This is a genomic window from Herbaspirillum sp. RV1423, from assembly GCF_000577615.1.
Taxonomy (GTDB): domain Bacteria; phylum Pseudomonadota; class Gammaproteobacteria; order Burkholderiales; family Burkholderiaceae_D; genus Herbaspirillum.
Map to the genome: position 1 here is coordinate 314,421 of NZ_CBXX010000004.1, position 26,915 is coordinate 341,335.

A 26,915-nucleotide genomic window follows, 5' to 3' on the forward strand; every position below is an offset into this window, starting at 1 on the left:
CTAGCATCACGCCTTTGATGCGGGCAATCAGAAATCGGGCGATTCTACCGATGAATGCACATTGCGAGACAAAAAACCACAGTCGCAACGTCACGCAGGGCACTGCATTGCGACTGCTTATCGTTTACCTGCAATAGTCTGGCGGTTATCTTTTGCGCGGACGCGCCGGATCTGGCAAACCGCACTTGAGGAACGCGCCGCGTCCGATCGCTCCCTGCGGACTTTCGCCGTCGTAGACGATCTCTCCGCGCGACAGCGTCGTCACCGGCCAGCCGGTCACCGCGACGCCTTCATACGGCGTGTAGTCGACGTTGTGATGCAAATCCTCATTGGCGATCACCACTTCCTTGTGCGGATCCCAGATCGCGATGTCGGCATCGGCGCCGATGGCGATAGTGCCCTTTTGGGGATACAGGCCGTACATCTTGGCCGGGTCGGTCGCGGTCAGCGCGACGAAACGGTTGAGGTCGATGCGGCCCTTGCCGACGCCTTCGGAAAACAACAGCGGCAAGCGCGTTTCCAACCCCGGCGTGCCGTTGGGAATGTAGCGGAACGGCACTTCCTTCCCGCCCGGCATCTTGCCTTTGGGATCGGCGTAGCGGAATGGCGCATGGTCCGACGAGAACACCGTGAACAGACCATTGGCCAGACCGTCCCAGATGTATTGCTGATTATCCTTGTCGCGCGGCGGCGGGCTGCAGATGCACTTGGCGCCGTGGTAGCCCTCCTGATCGAGATCGTCGGCGGTCAGCATGACGTACTGCGGGCAGGTCTCGGCATAGATGCGCAAACCGTGGCCGTGCGCCCAGCGAATCTGCTCGATGGCTTCCTTGCCCGATACATGCACGATCAGGATGGGTACGTCGACCAGTTCGGAAATCGCGATCGCGCGGTGCGTCGCTTCGCGCTCGACCAGCATCGGCCGTGATGTCGCGTGGTACTTCGGCGCCGTCAGGCCGGCCTCCTCCAGTTGTTCGGTGAGCCACGCGATGCAATCGGAATTCTCGGCATGGATCATCGCCATCGCGCCTTCGCGCCGCGCCACCGCCAGCAGGTCGAGGATCTGGCGGTCGTTGAGCTTGAGATCGTCGTAGGTCATGTAAATCTTGAACGAGGTATAGCCCTCGCGGATCAGTTGCGGCAATTCCTCCTTCAATACCTTTTCGGTCGGATCGCTGACGATCATGTGGAAGGCGTAATCGATCATCGCCTTGCCTTCGGCGCGCCGGTGATAGTCCTCGACCGCCGCGCGCAGCGACTGCCCCTTGGCCTGCGCCGCGAACGGAATCACCGTCGTGGTGCCGCCGCAGGCTGCGGAAATCGTGCCGCTGCGGAAATCGTCGGCCATTTCCAGTCCCTCTTCCATCGGCTGGTCGAGATGGCAATGGCTGTCGACGCCGCCCGGCAGCACCAGCTTGCCGCTTGCATCGATCTCTTTCTTGCCCGGCGCGAGACTGCGGCCCATCGCCACCACCTTGCCGCCGACGATGCCGACATCGCATTGCATGATGTCGGAGGCCGTCGCCACGGTGCCGTTGCGGATCACCAGATCGAAATCTTCCATATGCCGCGCCATCCTATACGACGTCGCGGAACAGGCTGCCCCAGCCGCGAATGCGCGAAGGATCGGCGCCCGCCTGCCGGAGCGATTTCCAGACAACGGTCGAGATGGTGTCGTAAATCGGAATGCCGATTTCGCGTTCCAGCTCTTCCACCAACGGCGCGCCTCGCAAGTTGGTGCAGAAGATGGTGATGGCCTGCGGCTTCGATTTGGCGACTTCGCGCACCATGGCGCGCAGCTCGTCGGCGCCGACTTCGGAGAAGGAGAAATTGTCCTGCTTGCGCAAATGGCGCTCGGCCACGCACTCCAGGCCTGACAGGCCGTAGTTCTTGATGATCGCGGCCTGCACCTCGTCCAGGTAAGGCGTCACCAGACCGAAGCGCTTGACGCCGGTGATGTCGAATATCTCGTTGAGCGCCAGCACCGAGGTGCATGCGGGGATCCCGGTTGCTTCGGTGATGCGGCGGCACAGGCGTTCGTCGGCGTCGAAGCCTAGCCAGCCGGACGAAGTGCCGTTCCAGGCGATGCTTTGCACCTTGGCGTGCGACAGCAGTTCGGCGGCGCGCAGGATTTCGCTGTCGTCGAATTGCGCCAGCGCCTGGTTCGACAAGGCGATCTCGGTCACGCGGAAGCGGCCGAAATGGGCGCTGGCTTCCGGGATGTCGGCGATCATCGCCGTGGTTACCGGCTCCAGCGTCGTGTTGGAGGACGGCGTCAGCATGCCGAGCAAAGTACGTTGAGTCATGATGGTTCCTTAGAACATGTGATGGACTATGCCGCCAATTTCACAGCGGCGGCTTCGGCCTGTGCGAGCGCAGATTCTTCGCGGATCAGACTCAGCACATGGCGTTTGTATTGGTTGAATTCGGTCGTCGTGGTATCGCGCGGACGCGCCAGGTCGATGTCGATCAGGTCGCGGATGCGGCCGGGACGATGCGTCATCACCGCCACCTTGGTCGCCAGCACCAACGCTTCGTCGACGCTGTGCGTGACGAAGACGATGGTGCCTTCGTAGCGCTGCCACAGGGTGACCAGTTCTTCCTGCATCTCCATCTTGGTCTGCGCGTCGAGCGCGGCGAACGGCTCGTCCATCAGGATCACCGAGGGATTTTGCAGCAAGGCGCGGGCGATGCCGACGCGCTGCGCCATGCCGCCGGACAATTCCGCCGGGAAGTGGTTTTCAAACCCCTTGAGCTTGACTGTCTCGATAAAAGGCTGGGCCGCGGCGCGGCGTTCGGCCGCGCTCTTGCCCTGCAGCTTGAGCGAGAAGGCGATGTTGTCCCACACCGGCAGCCACGGCATCAGGTTGGCTTGCTGGAACACCATGCCGCGATCGGCGCCGGGACCGGTGATCGGTTTGCCGTCGACAATCACGCTGCCGGAAGTCGGATGCTCGAAACCGGCGATCATGTTGAGCAGCGTCGATTTGCCGCAGCCGGACGGGCCGAGCAGGCAGAGGAATTCCTTCTTCTCCAGGCTCAGGCTGACGTTGTCGATGGCGAGCATCTCGCTGCCGCGTTTTTTGTCGGTGAAGACTTTGACGATATTGTTGAGTTCGATAAAGGCCATGATTGTTCTTCCCCTTACGCTTTGCTTTGCACTGTCGCCACATGCTGCCAGCGCAGCACCGAATTCATCACCAGTTTCAGCAGCAGGTCGGCAAGGTAGCCGAGCAGGCCGATGCTGATCATGGCCGCGATCACCAGGTCGTAGCGCAGGAAGTAATACGAATCCCACAGCGCATAACCGAGGCCGCTCTTGACCGCCACCATCTCCGCCGTCACGGTCAGCATCCAGGCGCTGCCGATGCCGATGCGCAGGCCCGCGAAAATACTCGGCATCGCCGCTGGCAGGATCACGAAACGCAGCAACTGGCTTTGATTGGCGCCGGCCATCGCCGCCGCGCGCAACAGGTTGCGGTCGGAGGTTTTGACGCCATGCACGGTATTCATCAGGATGGGAAAGAATGCGCCGAGGAACACCAGGAAGATCGCCGGCTTGTTGGCGATGCCGAACCAGATGATCGCCAGCGGAATCCACGACACCGGCGGAATCGGCCGCAGCATCTGCACGGTCGGTTCGATGGCGCGCTCGACCCAGCGCCACCAGCCGATCGCCACGCCCAGCGCAATGCCGGAAACCGCGGCGATCAGATAACCTGCCGTCACGCGCATACAACTTGCCATGGCGTCGAAGATCCAGCGTCCGCTGCTGTCCTGGGCCGCTTCGCTATAGCCGAAGATCCAGTCCATCCAGGTGGCGAACACGCGCGACGGCGCCGGCAACAAGGAAGCAGGGATCGCTCCCGAACGGGAAAACGCTTCCCAGAACAACACCAGCAATACCGGTACGGCGAAACGCCACTTCGCCTCCGACAAGGAGCGCATCAAACCATTCATCTTGATCACCTGCTTTCTGTTCAGTTACAAATATCTGCGTACCGCTTCAATAACCCAGCTCGGTCTTCGGCTTCTTGGTCACTTCCATCAGGAAGCTGTAATCCATGTTCTTGTCGATCTGCGCCGAGACGTCGGTGGAGATGTACTTGAGGTCTTTCATCATGGCGCCGATGGCTTGCGTCTGCTGGCGGTACATCTTGTAGTCGGGATAGGAGTTCTTCAGCGCTTCGGTCGCGACGGCCTTGTCCAGGCCGGTGCCCTTGACGATGCTGCCGATCCAGGCCTGCTTGTCCTTTTGCAGGTTGTCGACCAGGCGCACCACGGCGGCCACGGTTTCACGCACTTCCGCCGGATGTTCCTTGATCACGTCGGAACGCGTCACGATCAGGTTGGTCAGGCGGCCGGCGGCTTGCTTGTAGGGGAATGCAAAATGCTTGCCGACGCCGGTCATGCGGATTTGCGAAGCGAACGGCTCGACCGAACAGATCAGCTCGACTTCGCCGCGCTGCAAGGCCGCCGCGTGATCGGACGGATTGGGAATATTGACGAACTGCACATCCTTGCTCGGGTTGATGCCGTTCAGCGCCAGCTCGCCGCGCATATGCAGGTCCTGCGCATTGCCGCGCGAAGCCGCGATGCGGAACGGCTTGCCCTGGGCCTTGTAATCGGCGATCAGCTTCTTCAGCCCGGCCCAGTCGTCGGACGCCAGCGGGGTGTCCTTGCCGACCAGCATTTCGGAGCCGCCATTGACCTGGCCCGACACCGCCACCAGATCGAAACCCTTGTCCAGGCCGCTGACGAACGACAGGTAAGTCACCTGAGCGATATCCACGCTCTTGGACACCAGCGCGGTCAGCGCGTCGCTGCCGGCGGTGAAGTTGATGCCTTCGATGTCGACGTTCTTGGCCAGCTCAGGCACCAGCGCCATCGACATGCAGTGCGCGCACTTGGCATAGGCCAGCTTGAACTTCGGCTTGGACTGCGCCTGCGCGGAACCGGTCGCCGCCAGCGCCAGGCTGCAGGCCAGACCGACCGCTGCCGCGGCAGTGCGGAAGACGGACAGGCGCGACAGGAATGATTGCGAATCTTGTACTTGGTATGGCATGGTGACTCTCCCGTAAGTAATCCAACAATGAGCAAGGCAGATGTAAATTGTGACAATTTAATTTATTGATTGCGACAATGTATGCAATACCTGTGCCAGGCAAACCTTCGCCGGAGAATCCTTCATTGGCTTGACCCTGATAGCCGCAAGTTCACCACATTGCGCCGCGGCCGATGCCCATTCCGGTGCATGCAGTGAAAAATCAAACCAAAATAGTGCGACAAAATATTTTATAAATGTGGAGAATTTTTTGATTAATTGTGACAATATATCCCCACAAAATACCCTCCTCAGGATGATGCAATGACCAGCACCGCCGCCGCCAAACCAGGCCGCAAGAAAAACGCCGGCAAGCCCGACAACAGCCCCCTGCCCGCCCAGGCCGTCAGCGCGCGGCCGATGGCAGGCGACATCATTTATGAGCGCATCCTCACCTCGATCATGGAACACCGGCTGACGCCCGGCACCAAGCTGGTGGAAGAAAAACTGGCCGGCATTTTCAACGTCAACCGCACGCGCGTGCGCGAGGTGCTGGCGCGCCTGAGCCACGAAGGCCTGATCACCACGATCCCGAATCGCGGCGCCTTCATCGCCAGCCCGACGCCGAGCGAAGCGCGCGCCATCTTCGCCGCGCGCCGCCTGATCGAACCGGCGTTGCTGCGCCACTTGTGCGAACACACGCATCCCGAACACATCGCCCAGTTGCGCGCGCACGTGGCGCAGGAAGCGCAGGCGCGCGAAGCCAACGACCGCCGCGCCATCATCCGGTTGTCGGGCGAGTTCCACATCCGCATCGCCGACATGGTCGACAATCCGGTGATGAGCAAGATGATGCGCGAGCTGGCCTCGCTGACCTGCCTGATCATCGTGCTGTACGACTCGCCCACCGTCCCCGCCTGCACCCACGACGAACACGGCGACATCATCGACGCCATCGCCGCAGGCAGGGTCGAGCAGGCGGTAGCCTCGATGATCGAACATCTGAACCACATCGAAGCCGTGCTTGACATGTCGGCGCCGCCGAGCGAAGAGGAAGATCTTGAGGCGGTGCTAGGTGTGATCCAGGTTTGATTGCACTCGCGAATTGAAAGCCACTGGCGGCAGTGTGAACTGCAGCGTCTATTTCTTGCATTCTTAAGAATATGCACTACTAACCTGAAGGAACTTTCTTAAGCAGATTTTGCTTGTTCCACTCTTCGCGATCACGACCGATTGAATGCTCCGCGCGATAGCCAAGCATTTTTATGGAATGTTTATCCATGCAACGCAAAGTTTTATAAGAATTAGACGCCGGATTTTTTATCTTGTAGTCCACATCAACCTGACACGTGGAGTACAAGAAAATGACATCCCGATTTGCGCTGTTTCGCTTCCTTCCTCTTGCCTTGGGCGTAGCCGCCCTGCTGCCGACGCTGCCGTCCCTCGCAGCGGACAGCGGCGCCGCGCAAGCTGCACCGGCCTTCACCACCAGCGCCAACGTCGGCATCTACAGCCAGTACGTGTTCCGCGGCCTGACCCAGACCAATGAAAAACCAGCCCTGCAAGGCGGCTTCGACATCTCGCATGAAAGCGGCTTGTATGCCGGCGTCTGGGCCTCCAACATCAGTTGGATCAGCGACGCCAATCCGGCCGCATCGGCCAGCCTGGAAGCCGACATCTACGCCGGGTTCAAGTATCCGTTCAACGACACGCTGACCGGCGACGTCGGCGTGCTGCATTACGCCTATCCGGGCAGCTTCCCCGATGGCTACACCAAGGCCGACACCAATGAGTTGTATCTGGGACTGGATGCGAAATGGATTTCGCTGCGCTATTCCTACAGCGTCGGCAACACCTTCGGCAGCCCCGACACGCACGGTTCGACCTATATCGATCTGTCTGCCACGCATGAACTGTTCGCCGGCATCAACGGCATCGCCCACGTGGGACGCCAGCACTACACCGGATCGAATTCGTCCAACCTGTCCTACACCGACTGGAAGCTCGGCCTGACGCGCGACTTCTCCGGCTATGTGCTGGGCGCGTTCTACACCGACACCAACGCCAACGCCGCGGGCTACACGGTCAAGGGCAAGAACCTCGGCCGCGACCAACTGGTGCTGTCGGTTTCCCATACGTTCTGAGGCCATCATGCGTCCCCTGCATCGTCAACTCCACAAGCGTTCCCTGCGCGACTTTCTGACCGACTCGGCGCAACGCCGCCAGCGGCACAAAAAAGCTGCCTGGTGCGCATTGCTGGCGGTGACGTTGTATGCGGGACTGGGACTGCATGAATCGCGGGCAGTGGTGCCGTATCGCTCGCCCGAAGACTACGGCCCGTCGATCGAGGCCCGCAATCATCTGCCCGCCTGCCGGCGCGCCGCCATGGAGGCCATGGCGGGCGCGGGCAAGATCGAAAGCGAAAGTTTCGTGCAGCGCGGCGACGCCGAGTACTTCCGTTTCGTGATACGCGACGGTAACAGGGAAATCCTGATCATCTGCGACGGCCACGCCGGCACGATACGGCGGCAGATCGACATCTGGGGGGATCTTTAGGTTGTCGACGATTCACGCCAGGTGAGCACCTGTTTCATCCAGATCCGCTGCGAGCACACTGAAAAAAAACGATCGACTTGCACAGCTTCTCCGCTGAACACTCATTTCCTCGGCGGTCGCCGCCAATTGTTCCGAAGCGATATCGAGTCCCCTGCATAAAAACAGGAGCCAATCCCGACTGACTTATGCCGGTTCGGCGTTCACCACGCGATAGCCCACGCCGATTTCCGTGAGGATGTACTTCGGCTGCGCCGAATCCTGCTCCAGCTTTTGCCGCAGGCGCTGCATGTAGATGCGCAGGTAATGATGATCTTCGGTATGCGACGGCCCCCAGCCTGCGGCCAGCAATTGCCGATGCGTAATGACACGGCCGGCGTCGCGCAGCAGCGTGGCGATCAGGCGATGCTCGATCTGGGTCAGATGCACCGGCTCGCCGCCTTTGCTGGCGGTGCGCGCGGGCAGGTCGATCAGCAGGTCGCCCAGGCGGAATCGCCCGGTCGCTGCGCTGGCCTGGGTGCGGCGGCGCAATTGGGCGCGGATGCGCGCCAGCAGTTCCGGTACGCCGAACGGCTTGGTCAGGTAATCGTCGGCGCCGGCGTCGAGCGCCGCCACTTTTTCCGACTCCTGCGTGCGCGCCGACAGGATCACGATGGGCACGTCGCTCCAGGAACGGATGTCGGCGATGACCTGTTTGCCGTCCTGGTCCGGCAAGCCGAGGTCGACGATGACCAGGTCGGGCTTGCGCGTGCCCGCCTCGACCATGCCTTCGCGCGCGGTGCGCGCCTCATGGACGATGAAGCCCTCCTGTTCCAGGGCGCTGCGCACCAGTTTGCGGATGTGCGCGTCGTCTTCGACGAAAACGATATTTCCGGCATGATCGAGCATGATGACTATTCCTCAGCCGGCAGCGCCGGCGGTTGTTCCAGCGGCAGCGTGAAGCACACGCGGGCGCCACCGTTGGGTTCTGCCGGCAAGGCCCGTATCGTGCCGCCGTGCGCGTCGACGATGGCGCGGCAGATTGCCAGGCCGAGGCCGACGCCGGGCGTGCTCGACTCGGCGTCGCCGCGGGTGAATTTTTCAAAAGCGCGTTCTTCCATGCCCGGCGGAAAACCCGGCCCGCGATCGATCACGCTGATTTCCATCATGTCGGTGCCGGCCTTCGCCTCGACGGTGATCGCCTCCCCGGCCGGGGCGTATTTGACGGCGTTCTCGATCAGATTGGCGAACACGCGCTCGATCAGCACGGCGTCGAAGCGCACCAGCGGCAAGTCGGCCGGCAGGCGCGTCTCGACGCGGCGATCGCCGAGCGTCTTTTGCAGCAGGCGCAGCGCGGCGCCGACCACTTCTTCAATCGAATTCCATTGCTTGTTGAGCGTGATGCCGCCCGACTGCAGGCGCGCCATGTCGAGCAGGTTCTCGACCAGGCCGGACATGCGCTGCGACTGTTCGCTGATGGTCATCGCCATGGCGCGCTCCTCGCTGCCGAGCGACGGCTGGCGCGCCAATGCATCGGCGCTGCCGACCAGCGACGTCAGCGGCGTGCGCAAGTCGTGCGAAATCGCCGACAGCAGGGAGTTGCGCAGGCGCTCCGATTCCATCGTGACCAGCGCATCCTGCGCCACCTCGGCGTAATGCAGGCGTTCGATCGCCATCGCGATCTGCGAACAGAATATTTCCAGCATCTGGCGATTTTCCGGCAAGGCCAGTTGCAGCGGATCGTCGGCGACGAAGGCCAGCACGCCGCGCGTGCGCATCGTCGCATTGAGCGGCAGGTACAGGGCCTGCGCCGCCGGCAGCGTCGCGGTGCCGTGCCCTGCGGCCTGGCCGTTGTCGTAGACCCATTGCGCCACGCCGAGATCGGTCTGCGCTTTCGGCAAGGCGTGGGGATCATGCTCGGTCAGTTCCGCCACGCGCACATTGTCGACGCTGTCGGGCAGGCAAAACGCCGTCTTCGCGCCGAACACCGCGCCCAGATGGCGGCGGCCGATTTCGAGTATCTGTTCCAGCGTCAACACCGCCGCCAGTTCCTTGCCGAGCATGTAGAGATTGCCGGCGCGCGCTTCGCGCAGCATGGCGACGTTGGCCTGATGACGCATGCGCGAGGCCAGCGAGCTGATGAACAGCGACACCGCCAGCATCACCAGCAAGGTGACCAGGTACTGCACATCGGAGACGCTGATCGAAAAACGCGGCGCCACGAAAAAGAAATCGAAGGCCAGCACGCTCAGTACCGACGCCAGCGCCGACGCCGAGCGGCCATAGCGCATGGCAACGATCATCACGCCGACCAGATACAGCATGATCACATTGGCGGGATGCAGGAAGGCAATCAGCCACCACGCCGCCGCCGTCGTCGCGGCGCAACTGACGACTGCCCAGAGATAACCGCGCCGACGGCGCAAGCGGTTGCCGCCGCCATCGTCGGGCGCGCCGTCGCCGAACGCCCCGGCGACGGCCTTGTCGGCCTGTGCGCGCTCGCCTGTGCGCGCGACGGCATAGACGTCGATATCCTGACCGGCGGCGGCGATGCGCTGCGCCAGGCTCTTGCGCCACCAGCGCATCCATCCGCTTGCGCGCGATTGCCCGATGACCAGTTTGCCGGCATTGCGGCTGCGTGCAAACTGCACCAGCGCCTGCGCGACTTCATCGCCGGTAATGCTGGCGGTTTCGGCGCCCAGCGACTGCGCCAGCTTGAGATGCCTGAGGATCCGTTCGCGCCCGGCCAGCGTGACGCGCGGCCAGCTCGGCGCGTCCACGTATACCGCCAGCCAGTCGGCCTGCAGTTTGGCCGCCAGCCGCGCCGCCGCGCGCACCAGCTTGTCCTCGTCGGCATGCGGGCCGATGGCGACGACGATGCGCTCCTTGGTGTGCCACAACTGCACGATGGAGCGGTCGGCGCGGTATTCGCGCATGTCGGCATCGACGCGGTCGGCGGTGCGGCGCAAGGCGATCTCGCGCAGCGCCAGCAGGTTGCCCTTGCGGAAGAAATTGCGCCCGGCCTTCTCGGCCTGCTGCGGCAGGTAGACCTTGCCTTCCTTGAGGCGCTGCAACAGTTCGTCCGGCGGCAAATCCACCAGCGTCACATCGTCGGCCTCGTCGAATACATGATCGGGAATCGTCTCATGCACGCGGATGCCGGTGATCTGGCCGACCACATCGTTGAGGCTTTCGATGTGCTGGACGTTGACGGTGGTGTAGACATGGATGCCGGCGTGCAGCAGTTCCTCGATATCCTGCCAGCGTTTGGCATGGCGTGAGCCGGGCACGTTGGAATGCGCCAGTTCGTCGACCAGGATGACGTAGGGCCGGCGTTCGAGCGCGGCATCGAGATCGAATTCGTGGAGCGTGCGGCCACGGTATTCGGAAGCGCGCAGGGGCAGGCGTTCGATGCCTTCGAGCATGGCTTCGGTGTCGGCGCGGCCGTGGGTCTCGACAATGCCGGCGACGACTTCGAGGCCTTGTTCGCGCAGGTTCTGGGCGGCGGCGAGCATGGCGTAGGTCTTGCCGACGCCGGCGGAGGAGCCAAAGAATATCTTGAGGCGACCACGCGCCTGACGGTCTTCGTCGCGCATGACGCGGTCGAGCAGTTCGTCGGGATCGGGGCGGGTGGACATGGTGGGGGTATTGTAGAGGGAAATGGTCGGGGTTTTGTGGATTGTGGTTGTTGTGGGTCTCTTTGGGTGTTGTTCCTACTTGTGGTCTGTTGTTGATACTGTTCTTTCTTCGGACGGGCGGGGTTGCCGGGGGGCTGAAGCACTGCTTCAGCAAACGGCAGCCGCTCACTTTTCTTGCTTCGCCAAGAAAAGTAAGCAAAGAAAGGGTTGGAGCACTGCTCCAACCGGTTCGTCGCCCCCTTCGGGGTTCCCGTTGGCGCCGCACACAAATCGGGAAGGGAAAAAACTCGCTTCGCTCAAACAGTTTTCCCTTCTTTTTCCGATTTGTGTGCGGCGCCAACGGCAGCTCATAAGCGGAACTGCTGATCCGGCTCGCTTCGCAACGCAGTCTCAGACGTTCAGCGGGTACTAATGAGTCCGTCGTCCCAGCGAACGCTGGGACCCAGTGACGTTAATGCGTCACTCAACCTGCTTCACGACGCTGGGTTCCAACTTGCGTTGGAACGACGGCGGTAAAGACAGAAAAAGATGTTCGCAACATCACCGGAACCAATCCGGCAATACGCAGCGAGCCGGATCAGCAGTTCCGCTTGAGAGTCGCCGGGGGCGGCGGGTGCAAATCGGAAAAAGAAGGGAAAACTGTCTGAGCGCAGCGAGTTTTTTCCCTTCCCGATTTGCGCCTGCCGACACCGCCCCCCCAAAGGGGGCGACGAACCGGTTGGAGCAGTGCTCCAACCCTTTCTTTGCTTACTTTTCTTGGCGAAGCAAGAAAAGTGAGCGGCTGCCGTTTGCTGAAGCAGTGCTTCAGCCCCCCGGCAACCCCGCCCGTCCGAAGAAAGAACAGTATCAGCAACCACAAGCCTCAGGACTTACTCACCGCATCCAACGCCAAATTCAGCTTCAACACATTCACCCGAGGCTCCCCAAACAACCCCCACTGCGGCGCCTCAGTCTGCGCCCGCACCAGCTCCCGCACCTTGTCCAGCGACATGCCGCGCGCCTGCGCCACGCGCACTACCTGATACTCGGCGGCGGCGGGGCTGATTTGCGGATCCAGCCCGCTGGCGGAAGACGTCAGCAGATCCACCGGGATCTCGCGCGAAGACCCCGGATTGGCGGCCTGGAGCGCCTCGGCGCGGCCCTTGGCGGTGTCGACCAGGGCCGGGTTCAAAGGACCGAAGTTGCTGCCGCCCGACGCGTTGCCGTTGTACGGAAACGTGCCGGTGGCCGAGATGCGGCCCCAGAAGTACTTCGGCTCGGTGAAGTTCTGCCCGATCAGTTCGGAACCGACCGCCACGCCATCGCGCACGATGAGGCTGCCGTTGGCCTGGGCCGGGAAGAAGGCCTGGCCCACCAGCGTCACGACGGCGGGATAGATGCCGCCCAACAGCACCGACATCAGGATGAACAGGGAAAGCGCAGGACGCAGATAAGTTTTCATGAATGACTCCTAGAACAGAATTAAGCCAGGCCGAACACGCCAAGCAGCATGTCGATCAGCTTGATGCCGGCGAACGGCACGATCAGGCCGCCCAGTCCGTAGATAAGCAAATTGCGACGCAACAGCACAGCCGCGCCCAGAGCCCGGTAACGCACGCCGCGCAAGGCCAGCGGGATCAGCACGACGATCACCAGCGCATTGAAAATCACCGCCGACAAGATCGCCGACGCCGGATTGTTCAGATGCATGATGTCCAGCGCCGCAAGCTGCGGATAGGTGGTCGCGAACATCGCCGGGATGATGGCGAAATACTTGGCGACGTCGTTGGCGATGGAAAACGTGGTCAGGCTGCCGCGCGTCATCAGCATCTGCTTGCCGATCTCGACGATCTCGATGAGCTTGGTCGGATTGGAGTCGAGGTCGACCATGTTGCCGGCTTCCTTGGCCGCTTGCGTACCGGTATTCATCGCTACCGCGACGTCGGCCTGCGCCAGCGCCGGGGCGTCGTTGGTGCCGTCGCCGGTCATGGCCACCAGCTTGCCTTCGGCCTGGTGCTGGCGAATCAGCGACAGCTTGTTCTCCGGCGTGGCTTCGGCGAGGAAGTCGTCGACGCCCGCTTCGGCGGCAATCGCTGCCGCAGTGAGGCGGTTGTCGCCGGTGATCATGATGGTCTTGATGCCCATGCGGCGCAGTTCGGAGAAACGCTCCTTGATGCCGCCCTTGACGATGTCTTTGAGTTCGATCGCGCCAAGCACGCGCACCACGCCGTTGCTTATCTCGGCCACCACCAGCGGCGTGCTGCCGCGGCGTGCGACGATGTCGACTGCGGCGCTGACTTCCGCCGGCACCTGCTGGCCGGCCTGTTCGGCCAGCTTGCGGATGGCGTCGGCGGCGCCCTTGCGGATCTGACGGTTGCCGAGATCGACGCCGGACAGGCGCGTCTGCGCGGTGAACGGGATGAAGACCGCACCCATGCTGGCCATTTCGCGTTCGCGCAGGTTGAAGCGCTTCTTGGCCAGCACCACGATGCTGCGGCCTTCCGGCGTTTCATCGGCGAGCGAAGCCAGTTGCGCGATGTCGGCAAGTTCCTGCTCGCTGACGCCGTTGGCCGGCAGGAATGCCGAGGCCTGACGGTTGCCCAGCGTGATGGTGCCGGTCTTGTCCAGCAACAGCACGTCGACGTCGCCGGCGGCTTCCACCGCGCGGCCCGAGGTGGCGATCACGTTGGCCTGCATCATGCGGCTCATGCCGGCCACGCCGATGGCCGACAGCAGGCCGCCGATGGTGGTCGGGATCAGGCACACCAGCAAGGCGATCAGCGCCGTCACGGTGACCGGCGAACCGCCATGCGCGACATTGACGCTGAATACCGAGAACGGCAGCAAGGTCACGGTCACCAGCAGGAACACGATGGTCAGCGCCACCAGCAGCAGCGTCAGTGCGATCTCGTTGGGCGTCTTCTGGCGCTTGGCGCTTTCCACCATGGCGATCATGCGGTCGAGGAAAGCCTCGCCGGGATTGACCGTGACACGGACGATGATCCAGTCCGACAGCACGCGGGTGCCGCCGGTGACGGCGGAGAAGTCGCCACCCGATTCGCGGATCACCGGCGCCGATTCGCCGGTGATGGCGCTCTCGTCGACCGTGGCGACGCCTTCGACGACTTCGCCGTCGGCCGGCACCACATCGCCGGCTTCGATCAGGACCAGGTCGCCCTTGCGCAGCGAACCGCCTTCGACCAGTTCAGCGCGGTCGGAACGATTGGCGCGTTGCAGCTTCTTGGCCACCACACTCTTCTTGGCGCTGCGCAGCGATGCCGCCTGCGCCTTGCTGCGGCCCTCGGCCAATGCTTCGGCAAAATTGGCGAACAGCACCGTGAACCACAGCCAGACGGCGACGGCGAGGATGAAGCCGGCCGGCGCTTCGCCGTGGCCGTTCAGGGCTTGCAGATACAGCAGCGTGGTCAGGATGCTGCCGAGGTAGACCACGAACATCACCGGATTGCGCCATTGCGCGCGTGGCGACAATTTTTTGAAGGAGTCGATCAGGGCCGGTTTGACGATCACCGGATCGAACATCCATTGGGTGGCAGAACTATTTGCCATTTTTTTCTCCATTTCAGCGTTCATGCTGGTATTCATCGATTAATGAATCGCCAGCATTTGCAAATGCTCGATCACCGGACCCAGCGCCAGCGCCGGGACATACGTCAGCGCGCCGACCAGGATCACCGCGCCGATCAGCAGGGCGACGAACAGCGGGCCGTGCGTCGGCAAGGTGCCGGAAGTTGCCGTCAGGCGTTTCTTGCCGGCCAGCGAACCAGCCATGGCCAGCACCGGTACGATGATGCCGAAACGGCCCAGCCACATGGCGATGCCGGTCATGATGTTGTAGTAAGGCGTATTGGCGGACAGGCCGGCAAAGGCGCTGCCGTTGTTGTTGGCGGCCGAACTGAAGGCGTACAGGATTTCCGAGAAGCCGTGCGCGCCGGGGTTGGCGATACCAGCCAGGCCGCTCTCGACCATCACCGAGATCGCGGTCAGCACCAGCACCAGCGTCGGCGTCATGAGGATGGCGATGGACATCATCTTCATGTCGAACACGCCGATCTTCTTGCCCAGGTATTCCGGCGTGCGGCCGATCATCAGGCCGGCGATGAACACTGCCAGCACGGCGAAGATCAGCATGCCGTACAAGCCCGAGCCGACGCCGCCGAAGACCACTTCACCCAGTTGCATCTGCAGCATCGGCACCAGCCCGCCCAGCGGCGACAGCGAGTCATGCATGGCGTTGACCGCGCCGCAGGAAGCCGCCGTGGTGATCGCCGCGAACAAGCTTGACGCGGCAATGCCGAAGCGGGTTTCCTTGCCCTCCATCATGCCGCTGCCTTGCGTGGCATGGACCGCGGCCAGCGCCGGATTGGGCTGCTGCTCGAAATACATGATGACCAGCGTCATGACGATGAACAGCAAGGTCATCGCCGCCAATATCGCCCAACCCTGGCGGCGGTCGCCGGCCAGCATGCCGAAGCTGGTGCACAGCGCGGCCGGAATGATCAGGATCGCCAGCATCTGCACGAAATTCGCCAACGGCGTCGGGTTTTCGTAGGGATGCGCCGAGTTGGCGTTGAAGAAACCGCCGCCGTTGGTGCCGACCATCTTGATCGCTTCCTGCGACGCCACCGGACCCATCGGCAAAGTCTGCTTGCTGGTCTTCATCTCGTCGACCACAGGATTGCCCTTGGCATCCTTCACCGGCTGCCCTTGTTCGTCCAGGCGCGGCTGGCTGTAGACGGTGGTTTCCAGCGTGGCGACTTCGATGTAGGACTTGAAGTTCTGGATCACGCCCTGGCTCATCAGGATGACCGCGATCAGCATCGACAGCGGCAGCAGCACGTACAGGGTGGAACGCGTCATATCCACCCAGAAGTTACCGATGCTCTTGCTGCTGTGGCGCACGAAACCGCGGATCAGCGCAAATGCGACGGCAATGCCGGTGGCGGCCGAAGCGAAGTTCTGCACCGCCAGCGCCAGCATCTGGGTCAGGTAGCTCATCGTGCTTTCACCGACGTAACCCTGCCAGTTCGTGTTGGTGACGAAGCTGACCGCCGTGTTGAACGACGAATCGGTGCTGACGTTGGCCATGCCCTGCGGATTGAGCGGCAGCCACAGTTGCAGGCGCTGCATGGCATAGACGAAAAACATGCCGAGCACATTGAACAGCAGCATCGCCAGCGCATACTGCTTCCAGCCCATATCGGCATCGGCGCGGATGCCGCACACGCGATAAAAGAAGTTTTCAATGCCGCCGAACAGGCGATTGACGCTTGACTTGCCCTCCATGACGCGGGCGATGTACCAGCCCAGCGGCACCGACAGCAAGAGCAGGACGACCAGGTAGATCGCCAGTTGGGTAATCGAAGCAGTCATCAGAAAGCCTCCGGCTTGATCAGCGCGTAAACGAGATACGCCAACAGGCCGACCGATACGGCCAGCCCCAGTATTTGCATGATGCTCATTGCATGTCCTCCAGCTTCTTGCAGGCGACAATAAAGGCCCACATCACGACGCTGCATAACGCTAACGCGCCAACGTATAAAAAATCCATGTCCGACTCCCTTGGTGAATGCTTGCGAGGTGAACAATATTCCGGGAAGCATCAAAACCGGATAAAACTATGAGAAGGCGGTATAAATTTTGTGTAAACAGAAATGTGCCGCTCGGAGCGGCGCATCGGGAAAAGAGGATATGTGTAGAGAGATGAGCAAACCGGGGCCTCTCAGGCCAATGCCATTCAGTTAAGTATAAAAGCTTGTCGCTCCATCACAACCGTCGTCCTGACGAAAGTCAGGACCCAGCGTCGCGTCGGACGTTTTCACTACGCCGTGGCAACAGCCAGAGAAACAGGTTTAACCGAACGGCATCAGGCCGCTCAGGCCGGATTTTCTTCCGTATTCCACTCAACCCGGTTCTTGCCGGCCTTCTTGGCGGCGTACATGGCCTTGTCGGCCTGCGCCACCAGCGCGTCCTGATCAGTGTGCCGGCCGGGTTCGTAGATGGCCACGCCGATGCTGCTCGATAGATTGACCGTCGCTGCACTCAGTACAAACGGCCCGCGCATCGCCGCGAGGATCTTCTCGGCCACGATCAACGCATCGGCCTGCCCCTGCTGCAAACGCTCCAGGATCACCGTGAATTCGTCGCCGGCCAGACGCGCCGCCAGGTCGACCTCGCGTACGGAACCGGTCAGGCGCGCGGCAAACTGCACGAGCAATTCGTCGCCGGCTTCGTGGCCGTATTTGTCGTTGACGCCCTTGAAGCCGTCGATATCCATGAACAGCAAACCCATGGGTTGCTGTTCGCGCGCGGCGCGCGCCATGGCTTCCGGCAATTTTTGCGTAAACGCGCGGCGGTTCGGCAGGCCGGTCAGGATGTCGGTCAGCGCCATTTCCTGCAAGGAATTGCGGAAAGCCTGGCGTTCGGTGATGTCATGCAGGAAGGCGATGAACAGATGGCCTGCGCGACGCTCGATGCAGCCGACCGTCATTTCCACCGGCAGCTCGCTGCCGTCGCGACGCAAGGCATTGATCTCGATGCGGTTGTTGATCACCACGCCCTCGCCGGTGGCAATGAAATGTTTCATGCCGCGCCGGTGCAGTTCGCGCTGTTCGAGCGGGATGATCAGCTCCGCCAGTTCCTTGCCGATGGCATCCTTGCCCGCCCAGCCCAGCAACTGTTCCGCCTGGCGGTTCCACTCCAGCACGATGCCGTCCTCGTCGATGGCGATGAAGGCATCGTGGGCGTTTTGCAGGATGGCGCGCAGTTCATTTTCACTCTCTTCGAGCTGCATCTGGTTTTCGCGCTGGCTGTCGAGCGCCTGCTGCAATGCGATGGCGGTTTCGTGCAGACGCCGGGTGCGGTCGTTGACGCGCTGCTCCAGGCCTTCGTTGAGCGAACGCACCTCGCGCAGGTAATTCTCTTCGCGCTGGACCATGCTGGAGAGCGTCGTCGACAGCAACTGGATTTCATAATAGGTGCCGACGATGGGAACGACCGCCTTGTCGTCGCCGGTGGCGCGACGCTCCAGCGCGGCGCTCAGCGCATTCATCGGCGCCACCAGGCGGCGCGTGAGGAAAAACACCAGCGCCGTCAGCAACAAGCCGACCAGGCAGCCGACGAACAGCACCTGGCGCTCGAGCTCCTTGAATCCGGCCATGGCAATCTGTTCGGGCTGGCGCACCAGCACGGTCCATTTCATTTCGCCATATTCGCCGCTGAGGCCGGTGCGCGCAAAACCGGTGAGGTACTGCCGGCCGTCGTCACCCAGTTCGCGCATGGCGCCGGAAGGCTGGCGCAGCGACGCCCTGAAGCTGTCGGTGGCGATCTTCTTTTCTTCGAGCCCCTTGGGGCCGAGCAGCACGGTACCGTCTTCGCGCACGATCATGATCTCGACGTCGTAGCGATCGTTGGCCGGGTTCAGCAGTTTCCTGGCCAGGTCGCGCGCCCAGGCCCAGCTCAGGTGGATGCCGAGCACGCCCTTGAACCGTCCGTCCTGATCGTTGATCGGCATGGCAATGTCGACGAAGCGCCAGGGGTCTACCGCGGCCGGCAGCTTCTTTTCCAGCAGGACGGCAGGATGGTAGTCGCCGACGAAGAAATCCTTTTGCGCCTTCTTGTACCACGGGCGCTCGGCAACGCTCTGTCCTTCCAGCAAACCGTTGGCGGCGGCCAGCACATTGCCGTCCGGCGTGGCGAAACCGATCCAGGCGTAATTGGGAACCGTTTTCTGCAGTTCGTTGAAGATGATGCGCATGCGCGCCGGATCCCTGGCCTCTCGGACGGAGGGGCGCTGTGCCAGTATCTTGATGTCGATGTAACGCTCTGCCATGCTGCGGTCGAGCGCATCCTGCATCTGCCAGGCTAGCTGCCCGAGGCGCGCCTCGGCTTCATTGCGCGCATAGTTGCGTGTGAACTGGTCCACCAGCAGCAGTACCGAAACCGTCGTGATCAACACCGACAGCACTACTCCTATCGTGACCCATGAGGACAGGCTCAACGTCGATGAGAGTTTTTTTGTGCTCAACATGGCTCCAGAGGTGTTTCGATCCGATTCCGGCAGCGACGACGCGATCGGCCGCAGGGGCGTGAGCGTCTCCGGATTTCGTTGTTCTGTAGGAAGGGTAACGGAATATTAGCGGCTCCATTGGATCAGGAGCAAATATGCGGCACCTGGACAACGCTGAAAAGTTGTTTTTTCAACATTTTCCAACAGGAAACACTGCCGGCCTGTCGCAAATTGCCGTCACAGGCCCGCGCAAATACCATCGGCGCGCGGATCGGCGGCGCCTTCGATCAGGCCGCCCGGATGCACGCATACCGCGCCGGCATGGCCCATCGCATCAGTGTAATCGGCCACCACCTCGACATCGTGGCCGGCGCGCCCGAGCGCGTCGACCACATATTCGGGGATGCGTCCTTCCAGCTTCAGGTTGGTCGAGACGGTGCCCCAAGTGCGGCCCAGCAGCCAGCGCGGCGCACTGACCGCGGCCTGCATGTCCTGGCCGAACAGCACATGGCGGCTGAACACAGCCGCCTGCGTCTGCGGCTGGCCCTCGCCACCCATGGTGCCGTAGGCCAGCGTGCGACCGTCGTTCAGGCGCGCCAGCGACGGATTGAGGGTATGGAACGGCAGCTTGCCGGGCAGCAAGCGGTTGGCGCCGTCGTCGAGCGTGAAGCTGGCGCCGCGGTTTTGCCAGACCACGCCGGTATCGGGCGCCACCACGCCACTGCCGAATTCCCAGAAAATACTCTGGATATAGCTGACCACCCGCCCCTGCGCATCGGCGGCGCCCATCCAGACGGTGTCGCCCGGCTTTGGCGCATGCGGCCATGCCGCCGCGCGCTGCATGTCGATCTGCACCGCTTCGCGGTCCAGCGCGTCAGGCAGCAGCCAGTCGGCGGCATCGACCGACATGTGGGCGGTATCGGTGACGTATTTGTTACGCAGGATGAAGGCGCGTTTGGTGGCTTCCACCAGTCCGTGGATATGCTCAAAACCGTCGGCCTGCCTGACGCCGAGGCGATCGAACAAGCCCAGGATCATCAGCGCCGAGACGCCCTGCGTCGGCGGCGGCAGGTTGTAGACGCGGCCGGCGCTCAATTGCACCATCAGCGGCTGCACAACTTGCGCGCGGTAAGCGGCCAGATCGGCGGCGCGCAGCGGGCTGCCGACTTTCTCCAGGCCGGCGGCCAGCTTCTGCGCCAGATCGCCGCGATAGAAGTCGTCGAGACCGGCTTCGGCCAGGCGCGCCAGCATCGCCGCCAGCGCCGGCTGCCTGAGGATCGCGCCCTGCTCCGGCGCGCCCTGCGCGGCATAAGTGGCGGCAAAGCCCGGTTGATCCTTCAGTTCGTCCCATTTGTCGCGCGTCAATTCCGCCTGCGAACGCGTCACCGGCACGCCGGCGCGAGCATGATGGATTGCCTCGGCCAGCAGGCGCGAGACCGGCAACGCCTTGCCCCAGCCCTTGACCGCATCGAGCGCCGCCGCCCAGCCGCCGACCGCGCCTGCCACGGTCAGCGCCGCGCGCGGACCGCGTGTGGGAATCGCGGCATCGCCGTGCTGCGCGTAAAAATCCGTGGTCGCCAGCGCAGCGGATTGTCCGCAGGCCTGGATCGCCACCGGCGCGCGGCCAGGTTCGCTGATCAGCCAGAAGCCGTCGCCGCCGATGCCGTTCATATGCGGATACACCACGGCAATCGCCGCGGCCGCCGCGACCATCGCTTCCACGGCGTTGCCGCCTTCGCGCAAGACGGCTGCGCCCGCCTGCGCAGCCAGATGATGAGGGGCGGTCACCATGCCGCCGATGCAAGTCTTGCTGTACAACATGGAATCTCCTGATGCTGTTGGTTGAGCCAGGCTATTGAGCCTTGACCGGTATCGTAACCCAACATTCCACGGCGCACGTCGGTGGAAATAAAAAAGGCCGGGATCATCCCGGCCTCGTCAGCGTCAACCGCTCTGCATCAAATCTGCGGCGTCAAACTCAACGCTTCGCGCGCCTGCGCCACGATCTCGAACGACCGCAAGCGCGCCGCGTGGTCGTAAATCTGCGCGGTGATCATCAATTCGTCGGCGCCGGTGTCGTCGATGAAGGCTTGCAGGCCGTCGCGCACGGTCATCGGCGAACCGACGATGGCGCAGGCCAGCGAGCGCTCGACGTGCGCCTTTTCTTCCGGGCGCCAGTAGTCTTCCATGGTCTCTCGCGGCGGATTCAACTGGCCCGGCACGCCGCGCACCAGATTGACGAACTGCTGCTGCAGCGAGGTAAACAGGCGCTCGCCTTCACGGTCGGTGTCGGCGGCGAACACGTTCAGGCCGAGCATGACATGCGGGCGCGCCAGCGCCTCCGACGGCTTGAAGCGCGTGCGGTAGATCTCGATGGCGGACTTCATGAAGCCCGGCGCGAAGTGCGACGCAAATGCAAACGGCAAACCCAGCTCAGCCGCCAGTTGCGCACTGAACATGCTGGAACCGAGCAGCCACAGCGGCACGTTCAGGCCGGCGCCCGGCACGGCGCGCACCGGCTGATACGGCGACGCTTCCTTGAAATAGTCCTGCAACTCGACCACGTCCTGCGGGAAAGTATCGGCGCTGTCGCCCAGATGGCGGCGCAAGGCGCGCGCGGTGCGCTGGTCGGAACCCGGCGCGCGGCCCAGGCCGAGGTCGATGCGGCCGGGAAAGAGCGACTCCAGCGTGCCGAACTGTTCGGCGATCACCAGCGGCGAATGATTCGGCAGCATGATGCCGCCTGCGCCGACGCGGATCTTCTTGGTGTTGGCGGCGATGTGGGACATCACCACTGCGGTCGCAGCGCTGGCGATGCCGGTCATGTTGTGATGTTCGGCCAGCCAGTAGCGCTTATAGCCGAGCTGTTCGGCTTTCTGCGCCAGTTCCTTGCTGTTGTGGAATGCCTGGGCCGCGGTGCTGCCCTGATTGATCGGCGACAGGTCGAGTACGGAAAACGGAATCATTGTGTGTCCTTGTCAATGCTGAAAATAACGCAATGCGCGTCAGGAAACCTGCACCACCAGCTTGCCGAAGTTCTTTCCTTCCAGCATACCCATGAATGCCTGCGGCGCGTTCTCCAGCCCCTGCACCACGTCTTCGCGGTACTTGATCTTGCCGGCGGCGACCCAGGCGCTCATGTCCTTGAAGAACGCGGCGAAATAGCTGGTGCGCTGGTAGTAATCGAAAATGATGAAACCCTGCATGCGGATGCGTCTGGTCAGCAGGTTGCGCGGCAGCGCGGCGAGCATGGCCGGATTGGGCGCGACGCTGCTGTATTGCGCGATCAGGCCGCACAGCGGCACGCGCGCATGCACGTTCAGCAACGGCAGCACGGCTTCGAACACCTTGCCGCCGACGTTCTCGAAATACACGTCGATGCCCTTGGGGCAAGCATCCTTGAGACGCTGCGGCAGTTCGTCGCCGTGATGGTCGATGCAGGCATCGAAGCCGAGCTCTTCGACGGCATAGCGGCACTTCTCGGCGCCGCCGGCAATGCCGACCACGCGACAGCCCTTGAGCCTGGCGATCTGGCCGACCACCGAGCCGACCGCGCCGGTTGCCGCCGCGACGACGACAGTTTCGCCTTCCTGCGGCTGGCCGATATCGAGCAGGCCCGAATAGGCGGTAAAGCCGGGCATGCCGAACAGGCCGAGCGCATACGACGGATGCGGCATGCCCTTGTCCAGCCTGGTCGCGCCGGTGCCGTCCGACAAGGCGTAGTCCTGCCAGCCGGTATACGCCATCACCAGATCGCCTTCGCGATAATCGGGATGCTGCGAAGCGACCACGCGCGACACGGTGCCGCCGGTCATGACGGCGCCGATCTCAACACATGGCGCATACGACGGCGCGTCGCTCATGCGGCCGCGCATATAGGGGTCGAGCGAAAGGTATTCGGCGCGCAGCAGGAATTGCCCGGCGGCCGGCGCCGGCACGGCGGTTTCCTCGAGTCGGAAATTTTCCGCCGTGGGCGAAGCGCCCGGACGCGAGGCCAGCACGATGCGGCGATTGATAGTGGCGGACTGGGACATGGCGGTTTCCTTTGAAGATGGAGCCGCCGACCATCCGGCAGGCAGCGATGGGATCCGGCGAGGCAAGCTCAGGGTGCGACCAGCACGCGGCGGGTGACTTCCATGGCGCTTTCAAGCGCATCGCGGTCGCGGCTCAGCTTGCTGAGAAGGCTTGCGCCCAGCCATAACTGATACAGCATTTGCGCGGTTTTGGACGGCTCCAGCACGGCATGCAGCGAGCCTTCGGCGATGCCTTCACGGATCGCTTCGGCAATACGTGCGATGAAGACCTTGGTGCCGTCATGCAAGGCCACGCGCATTTCCTCGGACAAGTCGGCGACTTCGGCGCTCAGCTTGACCACCAGGCATTTGTGCTCGACCATCTCGCAGCATTGCGTCTCCAGCCAGTAGCCCCAATAGGTCAACAGGCGTTCGCGCACATTGCCGCCGTCGGCGGTAAAAATCTTGTCGAGCACCTGCAGGTATTCGGCGACGTATTGCTCGATCAGCTCGCGGCCATAGCGCTCCTTGGAGCCGAAGTAATGATAGAACGAGCCCTTGGGGATTTCCGCTGCCGCCAGCAGCTCGCTCAAACCCACGCCGGTAAAGCCCTTTTGGGCAATAAGGCGGCGTCCGGCCTGCAGGATGGCGAGCTTGGTTTCGGTGTAGGTATCTCTCATGGAGGCGTATTCTACAGAAAATTAGACCAGTCGTCTAAGACCTGCCAAAACAGGTATTCTTGGCATCTTCAAAAAAACCAAGAAGCTGATTCAAGCGCTGGCCCCATTCCCGGAAAACCTGCCGAAGCAGACAATGCAAACGTCTCATTGATTACCTCACGCATTACCTCATCCATCACGACAGAACAGAAAGACTGACCATGTCCGACACATCCCTCTCCCTGAAACAACAACAAGTCGTCGTCATCGGCGGCACTTCCGGCATCGGCCTCGAAGTCGCCCAGGCGGCGGCGCGACGCGGCGCCATCGTCACCGTCATCGGTCGCTCGGCCAAGGCCGGCGACAATATCCGCGCCGTCGCCGCCGACGTGACCGACAGCGCGGCCCTGGCAAAAGCCTTCGCCGCCATCGGCAAGATCGATCATCTGGTGCTCACCGCCGGCGCGCGCGTCGGCTCGCCCAGGCTGACCGAACTCAAGCGCGAAGAACTGGAACTGGCCTTCAACGTCAAGCTGTTCGGCGCGCTGTTCGCGATCCAGGCCGCCCTGCCATATCTGTCGCCGACGGCGTCGGTGACGCTGACGTCCGGCCTGCTGTCGCGCAAGTTCGGTCCGGGCGGATTGCTCAAGAGCACGCTCAACGCCGCCGTCGAAGCCGCCGCCAAGAACCTCGCCAAGGAACTCGCGCCACGCCGCGTGAACGTCGTCAGTCCGGGCGTGATCGATACCGAGTTGTGGGGCGAAACGGGCGCCGAATCGCGCGTCGCCGCGATGGCGCGCATCGGCCAGACCTTGCCGGTGGGCCGCGTCGGCACGCCGCAGGACGTGGCGCAAGTCTATCTGCTGGCAATCGAAAACGGATTCGTCAACGGCGCCGTTCTCGATGTCGAAGGCGGAGGGCTGCTGTGATGAGCAATACCGCGCCGCTGAAAGATTCCACGCTGTTCTCGCCGCTGCGACTGGGACCGTCCGAGCTGCGCAATCGCATCGTGATGGCGCCGATGACGCGCTCCCGCAGCAGCCAGCCCGGCGACATTCCGAACCAGGCGATGGCCGAGTATTACGCCCAGCGCGCCGGTGCCGGCCTGATCGTGACCGAGGCGACGCAGATTTCGCGCCAGGGCCAGGGTTATTCGTTCACGCCGGGCATCTATACCGAAGCGCAGATCGCCGGCTGGAAGCTGGTGACCGACGCGGTGCATGCCGCCGACGGACGCATCTTCGTACAACTGTGGCACGTCGGCCGCGTATCGCACACGATGTTCCATGACGGCGCGGCGCCGGTGGCGCCATCGGCGATCCAGCCGCACGACACGCAAGTGTGGGTCGTCGGCAAAGACGGCGTCGGCCGCATGGTCGATTGCCCGATGCCGCGCGCGCTGGCAGTGGAAGAAATCAGCGAGATCGTCGAGGACTTCCGCCAGGCTGCCGCCAATGCGATTGAAGCAGGCTTCGACGGCATCGAACTGCACGGCGGCAACGGCTACCTGATCGATCAGTTCCTGCGCACGGTCTCCAACCACCGCACCGACCAGTACGGCGGCAGCGTCGACAACCGCGTACGCTTCCTGCGCGAAGTCGTGACGGCGGTGACCGCGGAGATCGGCGCCGATCGCGTCGGCGTGCGCCTGGCGCCTTACATCACGTTCAAGGATATGGCCGATCCCCAGATCGTCGACACCATCCTTTACGCCGCCGCAGAACTGGACAAGCTGAAAGTCGCCTACATCCATCTGGCGGAAGCCGACTGGGACGATGCGCCGACCATTCCCGAAGACTTCCGCCACAAGCTGCGTTCCGTCTATGCGGGCCGCATCATCGTGGCAGGACGCTACGACAAGGAGCGGGCAGGGAAAATACTTGCCGACGGACTGGCCGATCTGGTGGCCTTCGGCCGTCCCTTCGTCGCCAATCCGGATTTGCCGAAACGCTTGCGGGAAAATCTGGCGCTGGCCGCGCTCGACGGCGCTACCTTGTTCGGCGGCGACCGGCGCGGCTACACGGACTATCCCGCGACGTCTTAAAACGCGATGCCCAGTTCGTCGAGTTCGACGGCCTGGGCGGCGAAACGCTCCTGCAAAAAATCCAGCAGCAGCTTGACGCGCGGCGGCTGATGCTGGTTGCGGTGATACAGCGCATGCAACGGCACCGGCGCCGACAGCTTGTCGGGCAACACGATGCGCAGGCGCTGCGCGCGCACGTCGCCGACAATGTCGAGCGCCGACTTGTACGCATACCCGCGGCCTTGCACCGCCCACTTGCGCAGGATCTCGCCGTCGTTGGTTTCGTGATAACGATCGAGCTGGATGGATTCGACGCGCTTGCCGGTCTGGAATTGCCAGACGTTCATCGGCCCGGCCGAGGTGGTCAGCACCAGCGCCGGGCGTTGCGCCAGTTGCTGCACATCCCGCAGCGGGCCGAAATGCTCGTCGCAGGCCGGCGCCACGCAGATCACGCGACGGTTGGGAGCCAGCTTGCGCGCCACCATGCTGCTGTCGGCCAGCTTGCCGTAGCGGATGGCGACGTCGACATCGTCGAGCACGAGGTTGGCGTGCGAATCGCTCAGCGACAGCACAAAGCGCACATCGGGATACTGCTGCGAAAATTCCAGCAGGTAGTCTTGCAGGCGATTGCGGCCGACGTCGGACGGGGCCGAAATGCGCACCGTGCCTTGCACCAGTTGCTTGCCGGCTTGCAATTGATGTTCGGCTTCGGTGATGGCATCGATCGCCTGCTGGCAGTAATACCGGTACAGGCGCCCTTCCTCGGTCAGCCGCAATTGCCGCGTGGTGCGCTCGAACAGCTTGACGCCGAGCGACTGCTCCAACCTTTGCATGGCGGCGCTGGATGCCGCCGGCGACAGGCCGACCTTGCGTCCGGCGGCGGAAAAGCTGCCGGCGGAGGCGGCGCTCAGGAATAGGCGCATGTCGCTCAGACGATCCATGGCGAAAGAGTAAGAAGTGGTTGAAGCCGGTGATTATTACATCAACCCACATCAACCCGC

22 protein-coding genes are annotated in these 26,915 nt (G+C 62.7%); 5 read left to right on the forward strand and 17 right to left on the reverse strand.

Going from position 1 to position 26,915, the window contains the following annotated elements:
* Nucleotides 1–145 precede the first annotated feature (145 nt).
* Genes hydA through RV1423_RS06180 form a run of 5 tightly spaced genes read right to left on the reverse strand, consistent with a single transcriptional unit; the run spans nucleotide 146 to nucleotide 5,065 of the window.
* Nucleotides 146–1,564, reverse strand: coding sequence for a dihydropyrimidinase (hydA, locus tag RV1423_RS06160; RefSeq protein ID WP_034294315.1), 1,419 nt, complete (start codon nucleotides 1,562–1,564; stop codon nucleotides 146–148).
* A gap of 13 nt (nucleotides 1,565–1,577) precedes the next feature.
* Nucleotides 1,578–2,306 (reverse strand): aspartate/glutamate racemase family protein, encoded by a 729-nt coding sequence (locus tag RV1423_RS06165; protein WP_034294317.1) that lies wholly within the window; start codon nucleotides 2,304–2,306, stop codon nucleotides 1,578–1,580.
* Nucleotides 2,307–2,332: 26 nt separating this feature from the next.
* A complete protein-coding gene (locus RV1423_RS06170) occupies nucleotides 2,333–3,130 on the reverse strand; it encodes an ABC transporter ATP-binding protein (protein ID WP_034294319.1) in 798 nt (265 codons plus the stop codon).
* Between the two features lie 14 nt (nucleotides 3,131–3,144).
* Entirely contained in the window at nucleotides 3,145–3,960 is an 816-nt protein-coding gene (locus RV1423_RS06175) for an ABC transporter permease (RefSeq protein ID WP_034294576.1), read from the reverse strand.
* Nucleotides 3,961–4,006: 46 nt separating this feature from the next.
* Complete coding sequence (locus tag RV1423_RS06180; RefSeq protein WP_034294320.1) at nucleotides 4,007–5,065, reverse strand: ABC transporter substrate-binding protein; 1,059 nt, start codon at nucleotides 5,063–5,065, stop codon at nucleotides 4,007–4,009.
* 303 nt (nucleotides 5,066–5,368) lie between these two features.
* On the opposite strand from RV1423_RS06180, the gene RV1423_RS06185 reads away from it, so the two are divergent.
* The 3 genes from RV1423_RS06185 (at nucleotide 5,369) to RV1423_RS06195 (ending at nucleotide 7,600) form a co-directional block, all read left to right on the forward strand.
* Entirely contained in the window at nucleotides 5,369–6,136 is a 768-nt protein-coding gene (locus RV1423_RS06185) for a GntR family transcriptional regulator (RefSeq protein WP_051516511.1), read from the forward strand.
* 272 nt (nucleotides 6,137–6,408) lie between these two features.
* Nucleotides 6,409–7,188: a TorF family putative porin gene (locus RV1423_RS06190; RefSeq protein WP_034294323.1), complete on the forward strand. Its 780-nt coding sequence runs from the start codon at nucleotides 6,409–6,411 to the stop codon at nucleotides 7,186–7,188.
* Nucleotides 7,189–7,195: 7 nt separating this feature from the next.
* The gene (locus RV1423_RS06195) at nucleotides 7,196–7,600 is read left to right on the forward strand and encodes a hypothetical protein (RefSeq protein ID WP_051516512.1); all 405 of its coding nucleotides are present in this window, start codon (nucleotides 7,196–7,198) and stop codon (nucleotides 7,598–7,600) included.
* A gap of 183 nt (nucleotides 7,601–7,783) precedes the next feature.
* On the opposite strand, the gene RV1423_RS06200 is transcribed toward RV1423_RS06195, so the two are convergent.
* The 11 genes from RV1423_RS06200 to RV1423_RS06250 all read right to left on the reverse strand — a co-directional run bounded on the left by RV1423_RS06200 (nucleotide 7,784) and on the right by RV1423_RS06250 (nucleotide 23,912).
* Complete coding sequence (locus RV1423_RS06200) at nucleotides 7,784–8,485, reverse strand: response regulator (protein WP_034294325.1); 702 nt, start codon at nucleotides 8,483–8,485, stop codon at nucleotides 7,784–7,786.
* Between the two features lie 5 nt (nucleotides 8,486–8,490).
* Entirely contained in the window at nucleotides 8,491–11,214 is a 2,724-nt protein-coding gene (locus RV1423_RS06205) for a DUF4118 domain-containing protein (protein ID WP_034294327.1), read from the reverse strand.
* Nucleotides 11,215–12,076: 862 nt separating this feature from the next.
* Complete coding sequence (gene kdpC / locus RV1423_RS06210; RefSeq protein ID WP_034294329.1) at nucleotides 12,077–12,655, reverse strand: potassium-transporting ATPase subunit KdpC; 579 nt, start codon at nucleotides 12,653–12,655, stop codon at nucleotides 12,077–12,079.
* Between the two features lie 20 nt (nucleotides 12,656–12,675).
* Nucleotides 12,676–14,760, reverse strand: coding sequence for a potassium-transporting ATPase subunit KdpB (kdpB, locus tag RV1423_RS06215; RefSeq protein WP_034294582.1), 2,085 nt, complete (start codon nucleotides 14,758–14,760; stop codon nucleotides 12,676–12,678).
* Nucleotides 14,761–14,799: 39 nt separating this feature from the next.
* The gene (kdpA, locus tag RV1423_RS06220; protein ID WP_034294332.1) at nucleotides 14,800–16,584 is read right to left on the reverse strand and encodes a potassium-transporting ATPase subunit KdpA; all 1,785 of its coding nucleotides are present in this window, start codon (nucleotides 16,582–16,584) and stop codon (nucleotides 14,800–14,802) included.
* The gene (gene kdpF / locus RV1423_RS06225; RefSeq protein WP_034294334.1) at nucleotides 16,584–16,673 is read right to left on the reverse strand and encodes a K(+)-transporting ATPase subunit F; all 90 of its coding nucleotides are present in this window, start codon (nucleotides 16,671–16,673) and stop codon (nucleotides 16,584–16,586) included. The genes kdpA and kdpF overlap by 1 nt, the downstream gene beginning before the upstream one ends.
* Before the next feature lie 413 nt (nucleotides 16,674–17,086).
* Nucleotides 17,087–19,240: a diguanylate cyclase domain-containing protein gene (locus tag RV1423_RS06230; RefSeq protein WP_081768712.1), complete on the reverse strand. Its 2,154-nt coding sequence runs from the start codon at nucleotides 19,238–19,240 to the stop codon at nucleotides 17,087–17,089.
* 216 nt (nucleotides 19,241–19,456) lie between these two features.
* On the reverse strand, nucleotides 19,457–21,040 hold the full coding sequence (locus RV1423_RS06235) for a gamma-glutamyltransferase family protein (RefSeq protein WP_034294338.1): 1,584 nt from the start codon (nucleotides 21,038–21,040) through the stop codon (nucleotides 19,457–19,459).
* 137 nt (nucleotides 21,041–21,177) lie between these two features.
* The gene (locus tag RV1423_RS06240) at nucleotides 21,178–22,185 is read right to left on the reverse strand and encodes an LLM class flavin-dependent oxidoreductase (RefSeq protein ID WP_034294340.1); all 1,008 of its coding nucleotides are present in this window, start codon (nucleotides 22,183–22,185) and stop codon (nucleotides 21,178–21,180) included.
* 39 nt (nucleotides 22,186–22,224) lie between these two features.
* Nucleotides 22,225–23,253 (reverse strand): NADP-dependent oxidoreductase, encoded by a 1,029-nt coding sequence (locus RV1423_RS06245; RefSeq protein WP_034294342.1) that lies wholly within the window; start codon nucleotides 23,251–23,253, stop codon nucleotides 22,225–22,227.
* Nucleotides 23,254–23,321: 68 nt separating this feature from the next.
* Nucleotides 23,322–23,912 carry a TetR/AcrR family transcriptional regulator gene (locus RV1423_RS06250; RefSeq protein WP_034294344.1) on the reverse strand — a complete coding sequence of 197 codons (591 nt, stop codon included), beginning with the start codon at nucleotides 23,910–23,912 and terminating at the stop codon, nucleotides 23,322–23,324.
* A gap of 200 nt (nucleotides 23,913–24,112) precedes the next feature.
* Between RV1423_RS06250 and RV1423_RS06255 the strand changes: the two genes are divergently transcribed.
* Both RV1423_RS06255 and RV1423_RS06260 read left to right on the forward strand, forming a co-directional pair.
* A complete protein-coding gene (locus RV1423_RS06255; protein WP_034294346.1) occupies nucleotides 24,113–24,820 on the forward strand; it encodes an SDR family oxidoreductase in 708 nt (235 codons plus the stop codon).
* Nucleotides 24,820–25,935, forward strand: a complete 1,116-nt coding sequence (locus RV1423_RS06260; protein WP_034294347.1) for an alkene reductase — start codon at nucleotides 24,820–24,822, stop codon at nucleotides 25,933–25,935. The genes RV1423_RS06255 and RV1423_RS06260 overlap by 1 nt, the downstream gene beginning before the upstream one ends.
* On the opposite strand, the gene RV1423_RS06265 is transcribed toward RV1423_RS06260, so the two are convergent.
* Nucleotides 25,932–26,837 (reverse strand): LysR family transcriptional regulator, encoded by a 906-nt coding sequence (locus tag RV1423_RS06265; RefSeq protein WP_306409262.1) that lies wholly within the window; start codon nucleotides 26,835–26,837, stop codon nucleotides 25,932–25,934. The two genes, RV1423_RS06260 and RV1423_RS06265, sit on opposite strands and share 4 nt — an antisense overlap.
* Between the last annotated feature and the right edge of the window lie 78 nt (nucleotides 26,838–26,915).

What these genes read in the sequence shown, in the direction of transcription:
- hydA (WP_034294315.1), bottom strand. Translation starts at nt 1,564, where the DNA reads ATGGAAGATTTCGATCTGGTGATCCGCAACGGCACCGTGGCGACGGCC.
- RV1423_RS06165 (WP_034294317.1), bottom strand. Translation starts at nt 2,306, where the DNA reads ATGACTCAACGTACTTTGCTCGGCATGCTGACGCCGTCCTCCAACACG.
- RV1423_RS06170 (WP_034294319.1), bottom strand. Translation starts at nt 3,130, where the DNA reads ATGGCCTTTATCGAACTCAACAATATCGTCAAAGTCTTCACCGACAAA.
- RV1423_RS06175 (WP_034294576.1), bottom strand. Translation starts at nt 3,960, where the DNA reads ATGAATGGTTTGATGCGCTCCTTGTCGGAGGCGAAGTGGCGTTTCGCC.
- RV1423_RS06180 (WP_034294320.1), bottom strand. Translation starts at nt 5,065, where the DNA reads ATGCCATACCAAGTACAAGATTCGCAATCATTCCTGTCGCGCCTGTCC.
- RV1423_RS06185 (WP_051516511.1), top strand. Translation starts at nt 5,369, where the DNA reads ATGACCAGCACCGCCGCCGCCAAACCAGGCCGCAAGAAAAACGCCGGC.
- RV1423_RS06190 (WP_034294323.1), top strand. Translation starts at nt 6,409, where the DNA reads ATGACATCCCGATTTGCGCTGTTTCGCTTCCTTCCTCTTGCCTTGGGC.
- RV1423_RS06195 (WP_051516512.1), top strand. Translation starts at nt 7,196, where the DNA reads ATGCGTCCCCTGCATCGTCAACTCCACAAGCGTTCCCTGCGCGACTTT.
- RV1423_RS06200 (WP_034294325.1), bottom strand. Translation starts at nt 8,485, where the DNA reads ATGCTCGATCATGCCGGAAATATCGTTTTCGTCGAAGACGACGCGCAC.
- RV1423_RS06205 (WP_034294327.1), bottom strand. Translation starts at nt 11,214, where the DNA reads ATGTCCACCCGCCCCGATCCCGACGAACTGCTCGACCGCGTCATGCGC.
- kdpC (WP_034294329.1), bottom strand. Translation starts at nt 12,655, where the DNA reads ATGAAAACTTATCTGCGTCCTGCGCTTTCCCTGTTCATCCTGATGTCG.
- kdpB (WP_034294582.1), bottom strand. Translation starts at nt 14,760, where the DNA reads ATGGCAAATAGTTCTGCCACCCAATGGATGTTCGATCCGGTGATCGTC.
- kdpA (WP_034294332.1), bottom strand. Translation starts at nt 16,584, where the DNA reads ATGACTGCTTCGATTACCCAACTGGCGATCTACCTGGTCGTCCTGCTC.
- kdpF (WP_034294334.1), bottom strand. Translation starts at nt 16,673, where the DNA reads ATGAGCATCATGCAAATACTGGGGCTGGCCGTATCGGTCGGCCTGTTG.
- RV1423_RS06230 (WP_081768712.1), bottom strand. Translation starts at nt 19,240, where the DNA reads ATGTTGAGCACAAAAAAACTCTCATCGACGTTGAGCCTGTCCTCATGG.
- RV1423_RS06235 (WP_034294338.1), bottom strand. Translation starts at nt 21,040, where the DNA reads ATGTTGTACAGCAAGACTTGCATCGGCGGCATGGTGACCGCCCCTCAT.
- RV1423_RS06240 (WP_034294340.1), bottom strand. Translation starts at nt 22,185, where the DNA reads ATGATTCCGTTTTCCGTACTCGACCTGTCGCCGATCAATCAGGGCAGC.
- RV1423_RS06245 (WP_034294342.1), bottom strand. Translation starts at nt 23,253, where the DNA reads ATGTCCCAGTCCGCCACTATCAATCGCCGCATCGTGCTGGCCTCGCGT.
- RV1423_RS06250 (WP_034294344.1), bottom strand. Translation starts at nt 23,912, where the DNA reads ATGAGAGATACCTACACCGAAACCAAGCTCGCCATCCTGCAGGCCGGA.
- RV1423_RS06255 (WP_034294346.1), top strand. Translation starts at nt 24,113, where the DNA reads ATGTCCGACACATCCCTCTCCCTGAAACAACAACAAGTCGTCGTCATC.
- RV1423_RS06260 (WP_034294347.1), top strand. Translation starts at nt 24,820, where the DNA reads ATGAGCAATACCGCGCCGCTGAAAGATTCCACGCTGTTCTCGCCGCTG.
- RV1423_RS06265 (WP_306409262.1), bottom strand. Translation starts at nt 26,837, where the DNA reads ATGCGCCTATTCCTGAGCGCCGCCTCCGCCGGCAGCTTTTCCGCCGCC.